General features: G+C 76.0%; 15 protein-coding genes. 4 read left to right on the top strand and 11 right to left on the bottom strand.

The features are described from left to right. Window position 1: 1 nt before the first annotated feature. Complete coding sequence (locus ACI78R_RS11075; RefSeq protein ID WP_457040749.1) at window positions 2-970, bottom strand: EamA family transporter; 969 nt, start codon at window positions 968-970, stop codon at window positions 2-4. A gap of 73 nt (window positions 971-1,043) precedes the next feature. Here ACI78R_RS11075 and ACI78R_RS11070 point away from each other — a divergent pair, with 73 nt between their 5' ends. Then, window positions 1,044-1,583, top strand: a complete 540-nt coding sequence (locus ACI78R_RS11070) for a CGNR zinc finger domain-containing protein (protein ID WP_073419723.1) — start codon at window positions 1,044-1,046, stop codon at window positions 1,581-1,583. Window positions 1,584-1,685: 102 nt separating this feature from the next. On the opposite strand, the gene ACI78R_RS11065 is transcribed toward ACI78R_RS11070, so the two are convergent. Beyond that, a complete protein-coding gene (locus ACI78R_RS11065) occupies window positions 1,686-2,444 on the bottom strand; it encodes an IclR family transcriptional regulator (protein WP_457040748.1) in 759 nt (252 codons plus the stop codon). Window positions 2,445-2,509: 65 nt separating this feature from the next. Here ACI78R_RS11065 and ACI78R_RS11060 point away from each other — a divergent pair, with 65 nt between their 5' ends. Further along, window positions 2,510-3,493 carry a PDR/VanB family oxidoreductase gene (locus tag ACI78R_RS11060; RefSeq protein WP_457040747.1) on the top strand — a complete coding sequence of 328 codons (984 nt, stop codon included), beginning with the start codon at window positions 2,510-2,512 and terminating at the stop codon, window positions 3,491-3,493. A gap of 54 nt (window positions 3,494-3,547) precedes the next feature. Continuing rightward, window positions 3,548-4,753, top strand: coding sequence for a cytochrome P450 (locus tag ACI78R_RS11055; protein ID WP_457040746.1), 1,206 nt, complete (start codon window positions 3,548-3,550; stop codon window positions 4,751-4,753). A gap of 24 nt (window positions 4,754-4,777) precedes the next feature. On the opposite strand, the gene purU is transcribed toward ACI78R_RS11055, so the two are convergent. Both purU and ACI78R_RS11045 read right to left on the bottom strand, forming a co-directional pair. Then, window positions 4,778-5,650: a formyltetrahydrofolate deformylase gene (gene purU, locus ACI78R_RS11050; RefSeq protein ID WP_457040745.1), complete on the bottom strand. Its 873-nt coding sequence runs from the start codon at window positions 5,648-5,650 to the stop codon at window positions 4,778-4,780. A 196-nt stretch (window positions 5,651-5,846) separates the two neighbouring features. Next, complete coding sequence (locus tag ACI78R_RS11045) at window positions 5,847-7,424, bottom strand: tannase/feruloyl esterase family alpha/beta hydrolase (protein ID WP_457040744.1); 1,578 nt, start codon at window positions 7,422-7,424, stop codon at window positions 5,847-5,849. 239 nt (window positions 7,425-7,663) lie between these two features. Here ACI78R_RS11045 and ACI78R_RS11040 point away from each other — a divergent pair, with 239 nt between their 5' ends. Next, window positions 7,664-8,293 carry a putative quinol monooxygenase gene (locus tag ACI78R_RS11040; RefSeq protein WP_454553958.1) on the top strand — a complete coding sequence of 210 codons (630 nt, stop codon included), beginning with the start codon at window positions 7,664-7,666 and terminating at the stop codon, window positions 8,291-8,293. Between the two features lie 35 nt (window positions 8,294-8,328). On the opposite strand, the gene ACI78R_RS11035 is transcribed toward ACI78R_RS11040, so the two are convergent. The 7 genes from ACI78R_RS11035 to ACI78R_RS11005 all read right to left on the bottom strand — a co-directional run bounded on the left by ACI78R_RS11035 (window position 8,329) and on the right by ACI78R_RS11005 (window position 14,363). Then, the gene (locus tag ACI78R_RS11035) at window positions 8,329-9,375 is read right to left on the bottom strand and encodes an amidohydrolase family protein (RefSeq protein WP_457040743.1); all 1,047 of its coding nucleotides are present in this window, start codon (window positions 9,373-9,375) and stop codon (window positions 8,329-8,331) included. Then, the gene (locus ACI78R_RS11030; RefSeq protein WP_457040742.1) at window positions 9,372-10,154 is read right to left on the bottom strand and encodes a DUF1932 domain-containing protein; all 783 of its coding nucleotides are present in this window, start codon (window positions 10,152-10,154) and stop codon (window positions 9,372-9,374) included. The genes ACI78R_RS11035 and ACI78R_RS11030 overlap by 4 nt, the downstream gene beginning before the upstream one ends. Beyond that, window positions 10,151-11,101 (bottom strand): VOC family protein, encoded by a 951-nt coding sequence (locus ACI78R_RS11025; RefSeq protein ID WP_457040741.1) that lies wholly within the window; start codon window positions 11,099-11,101, stop codon window positions 10,151-10,153. Before ACI78R_RS11025 ends, ACI78R_RS11030 begins: the two co-directional genes overlap by 4 nt. 39 nt (window positions 11,102-11,140) lie before the next feature. After that, window positions 11,141-12,235 (bottom strand): 4-oxalomesaconate tautomerase, encoded by a 1,095-nt coding sequence (locus tag ACI78R_RS11020; protein WP_457040740.1) that lies wholly within the window; start codon window positions 12,233-12,235, stop codon window positions 11,141-11,143. Then, window positions 12,232-12,945: a 4-carboxy-4-hydroxy-2-oxoadipate aldolase/oxaloacetate decarboxylase gene (locus ACI78R_RS11015; protein ID WP_457040739.1), complete on the bottom strand. Its 714-nt coding sequence runs from the start codon at window positions 12,943-12,945 to the stop codon at window positions 12,232-12,234. Before ACI78R_RS11015 ends, ACI78R_RS11020 begins: the two co-directional genes overlap by 4 nt. Then, window positions 12,942-13,595, bottom strand: a complete 654-nt coding sequence (locus ACI78R_RS11010) for a GntR family transcriptional regulator (protein WP_454553952.1) — start codon at window positions 13,593-13,595, stop codon at window positions 12,942-12,944. Before ACI78R_RS11010 ends, ACI78R_RS11015 begins: the two co-directional genes overlap by 4 nt. A 90-nt stretch (window positions 13,596-13,685) precedes the next feature. Beyond that, the gene (locus ACI78R_RS11005; protein WP_457040738.1) at window positions 13,686-14,363 is read right to left on the bottom strand and encodes a GntR family transcriptional regulator; all 678 of its coding nucleotides are present in this window, start codon (window positions 14,361-14,363) and stop codon (window positions 13,686-13,688) included. Window positions 14,364-14,489: the final 126 nt, after the last annotated feature.

Genomic DNA, 14,489 nt, shown 5'->3' with positions numbered 1-14,489 from the left:
CTCAGCCCCGCGCCCGCGGGGCCGCCGGGACGGGGTCCGGGGACGGGGCCGGCGCCGCGGGCGGCCGCTCCCCCACCCGCACGAGCACGATCCCGGCCAGCACGACGACGCCGCCGACGAGCTGCACCGCCCCCGGCTGCTGCCCCAGCGCCAGCCAGGCGGCCGCGACGGCGAACAGCACCTCGCTCAGGCCGACGAAGGACGCCACCCGCGACCCGAGCCGGCGGACGGCGGCGATGCCGGTGACGTAGGCGAGGGCCGCCGCCACCAGCGACAGGCCGAGGACCGGCACGAGCCAGCTGGTGGACCACCCGGCGAGCTCCACCCCGGCGGCCGACGTCCGCCACGGCACGACGCCGACCAGCGCGGCCGCCCCGACCACCAGTGCCCCGACGGCCAGGCCGGCCCACGCGCTGACCAGCGGCGGGAGCGCACCCTTGGTGCGGGCGGAGAGCAGGAAGTACGCGGCCAGCCCGCACGCGGCGACGAGCCCCCACAGGACGCCGAGCGGGTCGAGGCGGGCGCCCGAGACGACGTCGAGCACGAGCACCAGGCCGGCCAGCGCGACGACCACGCCGGCGCCGGTCAGCGCGGAGGGCCGCTGGCCGTGCAGGGCCCACGTCCACAGCACGACGACCACGACGGCCGAGTACTCGAGCAGCAGGGCCACCCCCACCGACAGCCGGCCGACGGCGAGGAAGTAGGCCAGCTGGGGCAGCGCCACGGCCAGCGCGCCGTAGCGCAGGACGCCGAGGACGTCGGCCCGCAGCAGGTGCCAGCGGCCGCGCAGCGCGACGACGGCGGGCACGGTCATGACGAGCGCAGCGATGCCGAGGCGGGCGGTGACCGCCGCCCCGGCGCTCCAGCCGGCGTCCATCAGGGCGGTGGCGAACACCCCGCTCGTGCCGAAGGCGGCCGCGGAGAGCAGCGCCAGCAGCAGTCCGACCGCTCCGGTCCGGCGTCCGGGCACGACGACCTCCTCCCGTCAGGAGCGATCGTCCGTACACTCCTGACGCCGAGACCGTAGCGTAGTCAGGACCGACATGCTCTTCGCTCATGACACGGAGGTGGCGCTCGCCGCCGCCGCCGCGCTGGTGAACACCTCCGCGGACGGCACCGAGCGCCTGCCCGACCCGCCGGCGCTGGCCGCGTTCCTCGACGAGTGGCAGTTCACCGGCAGCCGCGTCGGCGACGACGCGGAGCTGGCCGCCGTGCACCGGCTGCGCGCCGTCCTCGCCGGCGCCTGGACCGCCGGGGAGGACGAGGTCGTCGAGGTGGTCAACCGGCTGCTGCGCGAGGGGCAGGCGCTGCCGCAGCTGGTCCGCCACGACGGGTGGCCCTACCACCTGCACGCGACCGAGCCGACCGCCTCGGTGGCCGACCGGATGGGCGTGGAGGCGGCGCTGGCGGTCGCCGACGTCGTCCGCTCGGGCGCCCTCGACCGGCTGCGCCGCTGCGCGGCCACCGGCTGCGACGACGTCCTGGTCGACCTCACGAAGAACGCCGGCCGGCGCTTCTGCGGCACCGCCTGCGCGAACCGCTCGCACGCGGCCGCCTACCGCGCCCGCCGCGCGACCGGCTGACCGCAGCGGGGACCCCCCTGCGCCGGGTGTCGACCTGTGGGCGCCACCCGGTGCGGGAGACGACCGCAGGTCGACACCGGGTGCGAGACGCGGCCCGGCGGGTCAGGGCCGGGCGGCCACCGGTAGGGACCGGCCGATGCCGCGCGCGGCGGCGAGCAGCACCGGCACGGCGGACGCCGCCCGGTCGTCGTTCGGGACGATGACCGACAGCGCCGCCACCACCTCCCCGAGCCCGTCGCGCACCGGGACGGCGACCCCGGTGGCGTCGGCGTGCACGAAGCCCGGGAGCAGCGCCCACCCCTGCCGGCGCACCTGCGCCAGCAGCGCCCGCAACTGCGCCGGGGAGCTCACCGTGGCGGCGGTGAGCCGCTCGAGCGGCCGCGCCAGCACGCGCTCCTGCACCTCGGCCGGGGCGTGCGCGAGCAGCACCACGCCCGAGGACGAGACGTGCACCGGCAGCCGCCCGGCGATGCGGGAGAAGTTGACCACCGCGTCCCGGGCCGAGAGCCGCTCGACGAACAGCACGTCGTCGCCGTCCCGGACGGCGAGCTGCGCGTGGTGCCCGACGACCGCGTGCAGGTCCTCCAGGTAGGGCATCGCGGCGTCGCGCAGGGAACGGGTCGGCGAGGCGCGGGCCGCCAGCTCCCACATCCGCACGCCGATGCGCACCCGCCGGTCGGGCGTGCGCTCGAGCAGGCCGTGGTCGGCGAGCCGGGCGACGATGCGCGACGCCGTCGCCACGTGCAGCCCGGCGCGGCGGGCCACCTCGGTGACGCCGAGCTCCGGCCGGTCCGGCGTGAAGGCCTCGAGCACCCGGACGGCGCGGTCCAGCGACGACTCACCCGTCGCGACCCGAGGCACGTCCGGACTCTCGTCCATTGAGACGGCGTTGTCCACGTCACAGCTGGGCCCGTCACCCTGCCGGTGTGACCGCCTCCGTCTCCGCGCCCGCCTCCGCGCCTGCCTCCGCCGACGTCGCCACGCTGCGCGTCGTCGACAAGCAGGTGCGGGCCGACGGCGTCGTGACCCTCGACCTGGCGTCCCCCTCGGGCGGGCGGCTGCGGGACTGGACACCCGGCTCGCACGTCGACCTGGTCCTGCCCGGCGGCCTGACCCGGCAGTACTCGCTGTGCGGGGACCGCTTCGACCCCACGACCTACCGGGTCGGGGTGCTGCTGGAGCCGGGCAGTCGCGGCGGGTCGGCGTACGTGCACCGGGAGCTCGCCGTGGGCGAGCTCGTGGGCGTCGGCGGCCCGCGCAACAACTTCCCGCTGGTCCCCTCGGAGCGCTACCTGTTCGTGGCCGGCGGCATCGGGATCACCCCGCTGCTACCGATGGTGCGCCAGGCCGAGGCCCTCGGCGCCGACTGGCGGCTGCTCTACGGCGGGCGGGAGCGGCGCTCGATGGCGTTCCTCGACGAGCTGGCCGCGTTCGGCGACCGCGTGCTCGTCCGGCCGCAGGACGAGACCGGGCTGCTGGACCTCGCCGGCTTCCTCGGGCGGCCGCGCCCCGGCGTCCGCGTCTACTCCTGCGGCCCGACGCCCCTGCTCGCGGCGATGGAGCGGGCCTGCGCCGACTGGCCGCCGTACACGCTGCGCACCGAGCGGTTCGTGGCGGTCGACGGCGGCGCCCCGGCGCGCACCGCGCCGTTCGAGGTCGAGCTCGCCCGCACCGGGACGACGGTCGTCGTCGACCCCGGCAGCACCGTGCTCGACGCCCTGGCCCGGGTCGGCGTGGAGGTGCTGTCCTCCTGCCGCCGCGGCGTCTGCGGCACCTGCGAGACGACGGTCCTGGCCGGGCGGCCCGACCACCGCGACGCGCTGCTCGACGACGACGAGCGCGCCGCGAACGACTGCATGTACGTCTGCGTGTCCCGCTCCCGCGACGAGCGCCTCGTCCTCGACCTGTGAGCACCGAGCTCTGAGGACCGATCACCGAGCACCGATCACCGACCGGAGTCCGCCATGACCGCCACCGTCCCCGCGACGATCCCCACCAGCGACGTCGACCCGTTCGCGCACGAGGTGCTCGAGGACCCGCTGCCGATGCACGCCGCCCTGCGCGAGGCGGGCCCGGTCGTGCACCTGTCCCGCCACGACGTCTACGCGATGGCCCGCTACGCGGAGGTGCACGCGGCTCTCACCGACTGGCAGGGCTTCCAGTCCGCCGCCGGCGTGGGCCTGTCCAACTTCCGGTACGAGGAGCCGTGGCGGCCGCCGAGCCTGCTGCTCGAGGCCGACCCGCCCCGGCACGACGCGCCCCGCCGGGTGCTGCAGAAGGTCCTCGGGCCCCGCGCGCTGCGCCGGCTGCACGAGCACTGGCGGGCCGACGCCGAGGCCCTCGTCGACGAGGTGCTCGCCGCCGGGACGGAGTTCGACGCCGTCCCCGTGCTCACCGAGGTGTTCCCGCTGCGCGTCTTCCCCGACGCCGTAGGCATCCCGGACGACGGCCGGGAGAACCTGCTGCCCTACGGCGACCACGCCTTCAACGCGTTCGGCCCGGCCAACGACCTGGTCGCCAAGGGCGCGCCCCGGGTGGCCGAGCTGTCGGGATGGGTCGCCGCGCAGTGCCGCCGCGAGGTGCTCGCCCCCGGCGGGTTCGGCGCCGAGATCTGGGCGGCCAGCGACCGCGGCGAGATCACCCCGGAGCAGGCGCCGCTGGTCGTGCGCTCGCTGCTCACCGCCGGGGTGGACACCACCGTGCACGCGCTGTCGGCGATCCTGCACGCCTTCGCCACCCACCCCGCGCAGTGGGACCGGCTGCGCGCCGAGCCGTCGCTGGCCCGCGTCGCCTTCGACGAGGCGGTGCGCTGGGAGTCCCCGGTGCAGACCTTCTTCCGCACCGCCACCACCGACGTGCGGGTCGGCGACGTCGTCGTCCCCGAGGGCCGCAAGATCCTCATGTTCCTGGCCGCGGCCAACCGCGACCCGCGCCGCTGGGCCGACCCCGACGCCTTCGACCTGTCCCGCGACCCCTCCGGGCACGTCGGGTTCGGCATGGGCATCCACCAGTGCGTGGGCCAGCACGTCGCGCGCCTGGAGGCCGAGGCGCTGCTCGCCGCGCTGGCCCGGCGGGTGCGCGCGATCGCGCCCGCCGGCACGCCCGTGCGGCACCACAACAACACGCTGCGCGCGTGGGAGAGCCTCCCGGTCCGGCTGACCCCCGCCTGATCCCGGCAGGGGCGCCGGACCGGCTCACTCGAAGACGACGGTCCGGTTCCCCCGGATCAGCACCCGGTTCTCGGTGTGCCAGCGCACCGCGTGCGCGAGCGCGCGGGTCTCGGCCTCCCGGCCGCGGGCGGCGAGTTCCTCGGGGGTCAGCGCGTGGTCCACGCGCAGCATCTCCTGCTCGATGATCGGGCCCTCGTCGAGGTCGGCGGTGACGTAGTGCGCCGTCGCCCCGATGAACTTGACCCCGCGCGCGTGCGCCTGGTGGTAGGGCCGCGCGCCCTTGAAGCTCGGCAGCATCGAGTGGTGGATGTTGATCGCCCGGCCCTCGAGCTCCTTGCACAGCCCGTCGGACAGGATCTGCATGTAGCGGGCGAGCACCACGAGGTCGATCCGCTCCGCGCGCACCATCTCCAGCAGCGCCGCCTCGGCCTCGGGCTTGGTCTCCGGGGTGACCGGCACGTGCCGGAAGGGGACGCCGTAGAACTCGGCGGTGCCGGCGAGGTCGGGGTGGTTGGAGACGACGGCGACGACGTCGAGGTCGAGCTCGCCGATCGAGTTGCGGAACAGCAGGTCGTTGAGGCAGTGCGCGTACCTGCTGACCAGGATGAGCACCCGCGGCCGCTGCGCGGAGTCGACCATCCGCCAGTCCATCGCGAACCGCTGCGCGGTCTCCTCGAAGGCGGCGCGCAGCGCCTCGATGTCCAGCGGCGAGCCGTCGACGTGGGCGAACTCGACCCGCATGTAGAACATGCCGCTGGTCGGGCTGTCGAACTGGTGGCTCTCCAGGATGGTGCACCGCTCCTGCAGGAGCAGGCCGGACACCGCGTGCACGATGCCGGGCGCGTCCTCGCAGGACAGCACCAGGACGCCGTGCTGGGCGTCGACGGGCCGGGTCATCGGACCTCCTCCGCGAGTGGTGGGCGCCGGGCGTTCGCCGGCCGCCGTGCGGCGAACCTATGGCCGGTCGCCGGTGTGCCGCACGCCACAGATGACGTCTCTCCGTCGGCGGAAAACCGCACCCGGGGCGCGACAATCGACGCAGGCCGGGACGGCGCAGGCCGGGGACGCGTGTCACCGGCCTGCGCCGTCGCCGTCACGGCTGCCGCAGCTCCATGCGCGTCGCCGGGACGCAGCGGTACGTGGCGCCGTCGGCCGGGTTCCCCCGGCCCGTCCACCGCGCCACCGTCGGGTAGGCGCAGATCGGGCGGGTGGCCCCGTCGGCGGTCACGCCGTCGAGGGTGCGCGGCGCCTGCCCGCCCTCCACCCACGCGACCAGCGCGCCGAACGGGTCGACCGGCTGGGCGCCGGCCCCACCGCGGCAGTGGCCCACGCCGGGCGCCAGGAACAGTCGCGCGAACTGCTGCGTGTGGCCCGGGCCGAGCTCCTCGAGGACCCGCTCGTGGTAGTCGACGGTGCCCTGCACGGTGACCCCGAAGTCGGCGAGGCCGTGCCACATCAGCAGCTTCCCGCCGCTGTCGCGGAACGCTGACAGGTCCGGGTCGCTCGCGCCCATCATGTCGCCGTACCGCTCGACGGCCAGGTCGAACAGGCCCTCGAACTCCTCGTAGCCGATGGTGCGCCAGTCGAGATCGGGGTCGTCGGTCAGGAAGTACCGGATCCACCAGATGTCGTAGAGGAACGGGTTGCCCACCAGCCGCCCGGACTCGTCGAGCGTGACGTCGTGCAGGCCGGCGTAGGGGGCGCCGTAGGGCAGGCCGTACCAGAGGAACCGGCCGTCGGTGCCGCGCGGGCCCTCGTGGATGCGCTGCATCACCGCGACGTCCTCGGCGGTGATGGTCCCGCAGGGGGTCACCGTGCCGATGAGCGTGGTGAGGTCGAAGTCGCAGGCGAACGGGTCGCCGATGACGCCGTCGACCACGCCGTCGCCCACGGTGTCGCAGGCCTCGACCGCGGCGGCCAGGGCGGCCTCGAACTCGCACGCGGGGATCGGGGCGTCCTCCTGCAGCATGACGACCTGGCCCCAGATCTGGCCGGTCTGCATCTCCGGGAAGTTGACCACCGGGGCGCCGGCGAGGACGCCGTCGTAGTCGTCGGGGTACCGCTGCGCCTCCATGAGCCCCTGGCGGCCGCCGGTGGAGCAGCCGTTCCAGTACGAGTAGGCGGGGTCGCGCCCGTAGTACTCGGCGACGACGGCCTTCGCGGTGACGGTCATGTCGTGCACGCCCTCATGGCCGAAGTCCTCGCGGGCGGCCTGGTCGGGGGTGCCGTCGGGGCGCAGGCCGAAGGTGCCCGAGGGCCCCACGTGACCGGCGTCGGTGGCCGCCGCGGCGTAGCCGTCGCGCAGCGGCGCCTCGAGGCTGCCGGCGCTGCCGCCGGAGAAGCCCCCGCCGCCGACGGCCTGGAACCGGCCGTTCCACGTCTCCTCGGGCAGGGCCACCCAGACGGTCACCACGCCGCCGTCCTCGGGGTCCTCCACGCGCAGGGTGATCCGGCACGACGCCGGCGTCCGGTCGTCGCCGCGGTGCTCCTCGACGGCGGTCACCGTCGTGCCCGGGCGGGTGAAGCCCGCCATCTCCCCGCAGTCGGCCACGGGCAGCAGCGGCCCGGGATCGGGCAGTGGTGGCGCGGCCTGCGCGGTCGGCGCGGCGAGCACCGCGGCGGCGGTGGCCGCCAGCACCGAGAGGACGGCGAGTCGTGGACGTGTCCGCATGGGCGGTTCCCCCTGGGGTCGGGCCGGCCGCCGGACGGATCGGGACGCGGGCCGGCCTCCCGATCCTCGGCGCGGGTGACCGGGGTCACAGCCCCTCCCCGTCGCGCTCCGGCCGCGACGATTGACTCGGTTGCCCGGACGCGGGCGCGGCGGGCACGCTGGGCCGGGCCGGCACCCGCCCGGGACCCCGCCGGCCCGACCGGGCCAGACCCCGGCCCGAGACCCCGACGGGAGGCCGCGTGGCCGAGATCCGTGCCCGGTCCACCGAGGTCGCCGGGACCCCGGCGTCCGTGGCGGCGGCGGTCGCGCACGCCCGCGACGAGGTGCTCCCGGCGGTGCAGCGGATGCCCGGCTGCCTGGGCCTGTCGGTCCTCGCCGACCCACGGGGCGGCCGCTGCATCGTGACCACGTCGTGGCGCGACGGGCAGGCGCTGGCCGACAGCCGCGAGGAGGTCCGCCCCTTCGCCGAGCGGACCGCCGCGCTGCTGGGCGGCGAGCCGGACGTGCGGGAGTGGGAGGTCGCGGCCATGCACCGCGTCCTGGACGCCGGCGACGGCGCCCGCGCCCGCGTCACCTGGCTCCGCACGCCGCCGGACGCCGTCGACCGCGCCGTGGACGCCGTCCGGCTGTCGCTGATGCCCAAGCTCGACGACCTGCCCGGCTTCTGCAGCGTGAGCGTGCTGGTCCGCCGGGACGAGGGGCTCACCGTGGCCGCGGTGTCCTACGGCAGCCGGGAGGACGCCGAGGCGGCCGCCGACGGCGCGCGGGAGTTCCGCGAGGGCCTCGCCCCGGCGATGGGCCTCGAGGTGCTCGACACCGCCGAGTTCGACGTCGCCGTCGCCCACCTGCGGGTCCCCGAGACGACCTGACCCCCGCGGTCCGGAGACGCCCAGGGACCCCCGGCTCAGCGCCCGGCGGCCGCCAGCGCCGGCCCGAGCCGCGGGTAGACCCGCCGCACGTTGCCCTCGAACACCGCGGCCCGCCCCTCGTCGGAGAGCGCCCCCCGCGCCGCGGCCGCCTCGACGTAGCGCCGGGTGTCGTCGAAGTGGTGCCCGGTCCGCGGGTCGATGCCGCGGACGGCGCCCACCATCTCCGACCCGAACAGCACGTTGCGGGTGTCGACGACGTCGAGCAGCAGGTCGATGCCGGGCTGGTGGTACACGCAGGTGTCGAAGAAGACCCCGCCCGCGATGCCGGAGCCCATGACCGTGGTCTCCACCGGCGGCCGGCCGAGCATGTCCGCGAGGCCCCGGTAGCGGCCCCAGTGGTAGGGCACCGCTCCCCCGCCGTGCGGGATCACCAGCCGCAGGTCCGGCAGGTCGCCGAACAGGTCGCCCTGCACGAGCTGCATGAACGCCGTCGTGTCGGCGTTGATGTAGTACGCCCCGGTCGCGTGGAACACCGGGGTCGCCGACGCCGAGACGTGCACCATCGCCGGCACGTCGAGCTCGACCATCGCCTCGTAGACCGGGTACCAGCTGCGGTCGGTCAGCGGCGGGGAGGACCAGGACCCGCCGCTGGGGTCGGGGTTGAGGTTGCAGCCGACGAACCCGAGCTCCTCCACGCAGCGGCGCAGCTCGGCGACCGAGGCGGTGAGGTCCGCCCCGGGCGACTGGGGCAGCTGCGCGACCGGGACGAAGCGGCCCGGGTACAGGGTGGCCACCCGGTGCACGAGGTCGTTGCTGCGGCGGGACCACTCCAGGCTCACGGCCGCGTCGCCCACGTGCGGGGCCATCGCCGAGGCGCGGGGGGAGAACAGCGTGACGTCGATGCCGCGCTCGTCCATCAGCCGCAGCTGGCTGCCCTCGATCGTCTCGCGGATCTCGTCGTCGCTGATCGCCGGGTAGGGCGGCGGCGTCGTCCCGGCCTCCCAGGCCGCCACCTGCTGCTCGCGCCAGGCGGTGTGCGCGGCCGGGGCGGTCGTGTAGTGGCCGTGGCAGTCGATGATCACGCGGTCCCTCCCGGGGCGGCGTCGCGCAGCTCCACGAGCAGGTCGCGGGCGGCCGGGGCGATGCGCGCCGGCACCCCCAGCTCCTCCAGCTGCTCGGTGGCGGCGGCCATCTCGTCGGCCCGCCGGCGGGCGTGCACGCGGGTGCCCTCGACCAGCCGGTCGAGCGTGCGCTCGTCGAACCCGGCCAGCTCGGCGGCGACGTTGCCGCGCAGCCAGTCCTCGCAGCCGGCGGCCTCGGCGCCCCGCAGCGCCTCGGTGACGGCGGCGGCCAGGCCCTTGTAGAAGACGCTGCGCAGCAGCTTGCGGGAGATGGCGGTGCCGACCGGGCCCTCCTGGACCTCGGCGTCCGCGCCGAGCCCGGTGACGAGCCCGACGTAGCGGCCGGCCGCCTCCCCCGACACCAGCATCGGGGTGCGCAGGCCCTTGCCCGGCACCGGCGACATGAGCGCCACGTCGACGACGTCGACCCCGGCCGGCGCGGCCCGCTCGGCCAGGGCCGCCTTGAGTCCCGGGCTCGCGGTGTTGAGGTCGGCCCACAGGGTGCCGGGCCGCAGCGCCGGCAGCGCGTTGTCCAGGGCGACCGCGGCGTCGTGCGAGCTGTTCACGCTGAGCACCAGGTCGGCGTCGGCCACCGCCTCGGCCTCGCTGCCCCGCGTGGCGACGCCGTCGACGGCGAGGCCCTTGGGGTCGTAGCCGCGCACGTCGGCGCCGGCCGCCACGAGGTCCCGGGCGATCTCCGAGCCCGCCTCCCCGAGGCCCAGGACGGCGATGCGCGTCACTGCTGGACCGGGGGCGTGCCGTGGGTGTGGAAGGTCGAGATGGTCTGCAGGCCCCAGGCCTGCCCCCTGGCCCGCTCGGCCTCCGACCAGTCGACCGGCGCCCAGTCGGGGGCGAACACGAGGCGGGCGGCCGGGTTGTCCAGCTCGATCCGGTTGCCGGCCGGCTCCCAGACGTAGAGGAAGAAGCTCTGCTGGATCGTGTGCTTGTGCGGCCCGGTCTCGATGTGGACGCCGTGCTCCAGGGCGAGGTCGGCCGCGCGGATGATGTCGTCCCGGCTGTCCACGGCGAACGAGACGTGGTGCAGCCGGCCGGAGGTGCCCGTGCGGTCCTTCGTCCAGACCGCGTTGTAGCCCTGGTTGGTGAAGGTGGTCCAGGTGCCGGCGATCTCGCCGCTGTCGAGGACGATCTGCTCGGTGGTCATCGCCCCGAGGGTGTCGACGAAGAAGTCGCGGTTCGCCCGCGGGTCCACGCCGAGGTAGTTGATGTGGTCGATCCGCCGGACGCTGACCCCGCGGCCCGGGTAGGCCTGCGCCTGGTTCTTGAGCGCCGGCACGAGGTCGCCCTGCGGGCGGTACCACTCCGTCTCGTAGTAGACGCCCATCTCGTGGCCGTCGGGGTCGGTGAAGACGTAGACCGGCCCGTAGCCGGGGTCCCCGTCCTGCCAGCCCCTCCCGAGCCCGGTCGCCTCGATCGCGGCCACCCGGCGCTGCAGCGCCTCCGGGGTGGCGGCGCGGAAGTTCGTCCGGCCGACGCCCGGCTGCGCGGCCGCCGTCAGCTTGATCGTGGTGTTCTCGTAGTCGTCCCACGCGCGCAGGAACACCGAGTCCCCGGACGAGCCGTTCTCCGTCATGCCGAGGTAGCGCACGAAGAAGTCGAGGCTCTCCTCCGGCTTGTGGGTGAGCAGCTCGACGTGGGCCAGGTGCGCGATCTCGTGGAGCGGCGGCACGGGACTCTCCTCTGGGGGCGAAGGGTTCAGGCGCGGGGTTCAGGCGCGCGGGAAGGCGGTGCCGTCGAAGAGCTTGCGGGCGGTGCGGACGACGCCGGAGCGGACCACCCGCGGCGGCGAGGCGGCGGTGTCGACCACGACGTCGACGAGCAGGTGCCCGGTCGGGTGCTCGACGTCGACCTGCGAGGTGCCCGCCGGCCAGTCCGCGGTGAGCTCGTGGCCGACGGCGCCCGGCAGCAGCATCCCGGTGACGACGCTGACCGCGCCGAGGACACCGATCGAGGTGTGCGGCTGCACCGGGATGAACGAGCGGGTGCTCACCTGCCCGCCGTCGCGCGGCGGGGCGAGCAGCACCGTCTTGGGCACCGACGCCTGCGACACGTCGCCCATGCCCATGAGGTCGGCGGCCTTGCGGCGGAAGGCGTCCACCCGGGCGAGCAGCGCGGCGTCGGCCGCGAGCTCCTCGTGCGTCTCGTACCCGGTGAGCCCGAACGACGAGGCGAGCGCCAGCACGACCGGCATGCCGTTGTCCACGCAGGTGACCTCGACGCCCTCGACCGTGTCGCGGACGTGCCCGGTCGGCAGCAGCGCGCCGGTGGCCGACCCCTCGGTGTCGGCGAAGTCGAGGACGATCCCGGCGGCCCGCCCGGGCACCCCGGCGATCTCGACGTCCCCGCGGTACTCGACCCGCCCGCCGGGCGTGGGGAAGGTGGCGACGGCGACGCTGCCGGAGTTGACCATCCGGATCCGCACGCTGGTCTCCTCGCCGGCGGCGGGCACCAGCCCGCGCTCGACGGCGAACGGCCCGACGCCGGCCAGGATGTTGCCGCAGTTCTGCCGGTCGCTGACGGTGGCCTCGTCGACGCCGAGCTGCAGGAACAGGTAGTCGACGTCGACCTCCGGGTCCTCCGACGGCGAGACGACGGCGACCTTGCTGGTCAGCGTGGTCGCCCCGCCCAGGCCGTCGATCTGCCGGGGGTCGGGGGTGCCCATGAGGCGCAGCAGCAGGTCGTCGCGCTCGGCCGGGTCGGCGGGCAGGTCGCGGGCCTCGAGGTAGAGGCCGCGGGACGTGCCGGACCGCAGCATCGTGGTGCGGACGCCGGTGTCGTCGTAGGTCGTGTCGTCGTGGCTCACCGCTCCCCCGCCTCCTCGGCGTGCTCGTCGGCGTGGCTGACGTAGTCGATGCCGAAGGCGGGGAGCCTGTCCCGCAGGCCGTAGCGGTCGAGCCCCAGCTCGCCCCGGCGGAAGGCCTCGCGGGTGGCCTCCTCCTTCTCGGCGCGCGCCCGGGACGCGGTGAGCGCGCGCGGCACGTCGGCGCGCGGCACGACCATCACGCCGTCGTCGTCGGCCACCACCACGTCGCCGGGGCAGATCCGCTGGCCGCCCAGGACGACCGGCACGTTGACCGCCCCGGCGGTGGCCTTCACCGACCCCTGCGCGCTCACCGCGGTCGACCAGGCGGGGAAGCCCATCTCCCGGAGCTCGGCGACGTCGCGCACCCCGCTGCCCAGCACGACCCCGCGGACCCCGCGGTGGGCCAGCGCCGTGGCGAACAGCTCGCCGAACAGGCCGTCGCTGGAGGGCGAGGCGGTGGCGACGACGAGCACGTCGCCGGGCCGGCACTGCTCCACGGCGACGTGGATCATCAGGTTGTCCCCGGGCCAGCACAGCACCGTGACGGCGGTGCCGCCGATGCGCGCCCCGGCCCACGCCGGGCGGAACTGCGGGCCGAGGTAGCCGACCCGCCCCAGCGCCTCGTGCACGGTGGCGACGCCGAACCCCCCGAGCGTCTCGGCGTCGGCCGCGTCGGCGCGCGGCGGGTCGGTGACGACGACGGTCCTCATGCGGGTCCTCCCGGGTCGGGGGTCGGTTCGGAGAGCGCCGCGATCACCCCGCGCAGGTGGGTGGCCACCGCGGCCTCGGCGCGTGCCGGGTCCCGCGCGGTGAGCGCCTCCACGAGCTCGGTGAAGCCGGCGAGGCTCACGCGGGGCCGGCCGGGGCGCAGCGACAGGCGGAACTGGTGGCGGACGAGCTGGGCCTGCAGGCGGCCGACCAGGTCCGCGGCGATCGGGTGCCGGGCGACCTCGCCGACCATGGCGTAGAGCTGCTGGATGAGCTCGGAGTACTTGCGGACGTCGCCCGAGCCGACGGCGTCGGTCATCGTCTCCAGGTGGGCGCGCAGCCGCCCGATCTCGGCGTCGGTGACCCGCTCGGCCGCCTTGCGGGCGAGCAGCGCCTCCAGGGGCAGCCGCACCTCGGTGATCGCGACGGCCTCCTCGGTGGTGACCACCCGCACCCGCGCCCCGCGGTTGGGGATGCGCTCCACCAGGCCCTCCGCGACCAAGGCGTCGATCGCCAGCCGGACGGCGCCGCGGCTCACCCCCGTGCGCGAGACCAGCTCGGCCTCGACCAGCCGGTAGCCGGGCGGCATGTCCCCGCGCGCGATGGCGAGGCGCAGGGCGCGCTCGGCCGTCTCCTGCGCGCCGGACACCATGGCGGCACGGTAGCCCACGTCCGCAGGATTGCCAACGATCCTGTGAGCGATCCGGTTCGACGTCCGCGCGGGTCCTCCGCGGGCCCGGCGTCAGCCCTCCGGGGACTCCGCGGCGAGGGCGTCGATGCCGCTCTGCACGTGCGTCCGGGCGGCCCGGTCGGCGTCCGCGGGGCGGCCGCCGGCGACGGCGTCGACGACGTCGGCCAGCTCCGCGAGGGCCTGCTGCGCCCGCCCCGGGCGCAGCAGGAGCTGGAACTGCGAGCGCGCCACCCGCCCCTGCAGGCGGGCGACGAGCGAGGAGGCGAGGGGCTGGCGGGCCGCGTCGGCGACCAGCCGGTGGTGCTCCTGGACGAGGTCCCAGCACTCCAGCAGCTCGTGGTCGGCGACGGCCCGCCGCAGGCGCTCGAGGGTCGCGCGCAGGCGCTCTCCCTGGGCGGGAGTGGCGTGCTCGGCGGCCTTCGCCGCGAGCAGCCCGTCGAGGACCTGGCGGCACTCCAGCACGGCGACCGCCTCGGCGCCGGACATCACCCGGACCCGCGCCCCCCGGTTGGGGATGCGCTCCACCAGGCCCTCGGCGATCAGGGCGTCCAGCGCCAGCCGGGCGCTGTTGCGGGTGACGCCGTAGCGCTCGCCGAGCTCGGGCTCGACCAGCCGCTGCCCGGGGACGACGACCCCCCGGGTGATCTCCTCGCGCAGGCGCCGCTCGGCGGTGCGCCGGGCCTGCACGCCGGTCAGCAGGCGCGCACCCTCACCGGTCCCCTGGGGCATCCGGTCACCGTAGGCAGCGGCCGCAGCGCGGGTCGAGCGCCCCGGGGGTCCCGGGCGCCGGGATCCCCCGGGAGGGTCACGCCGGGCCCCCGACGCGCGCGGGGGCGGCCCGGGTCGACCCGGACC

The sequence above is a fragment of the Geodermatophilus sp. SYSU D01106 genome, assembly GCF_054049995.1.
The sequence above is the reverse complement of the archived record's forward strand: the minus strand, read 5'-3'. Positions and strand labels throughout refer to the sequence as shown.